The organism is Arthrobacter sp. B0427-1-12 (assembly GCF_059092905.1).
Genome location: NZ_JBNHIC010000257.1, coordinates 1 through 277 on the forward strand (window position 1 = coordinate 1; position 277 = coordinate 277).

Annotated in this window: 1 protein-coding gene; it reads left to right on the forward strand. The window is 64.3% G+C overall.

Annotated features, from left to right (window positions below):
• Window positions 1-94 precede the first annotated feature (94 nt).
• Window positions 95-277, forward strand: a 183-nt coding sequence (locus AC5RWU_RS24765; protein ID WP_493986804.1) for a TetR family transcriptional regulator, incomplete at its 3' end; no start/stop codon positions are given.

Genomic DNA, 277 nt, shown 5'->3' on the forward strand with positions numbered 1-277 from the left:
ACGGCATACACCTGAGGCGGCCAACAGTAGGTATACGCCGTACACTTGTCAATAGAAGACAGGTCCGGCGGCTGTCCAGGGAAAGGCGGTGCAGATGCCCCAGCAGATCGACGTCAAGCGGCGCGGGCGCCTGAACAGGGACCGCGTGCTGGCCGCCGCCGTCGCACTTGCCGACGAAACCGGCATCCAGCCGCTGAGCATGCGCAGGCTGGCGCAGGAGCTTGGGGTGGTGCCGATGGCGCTCTATAAGCACGTGGCGAACAAGGATGAACTGCTC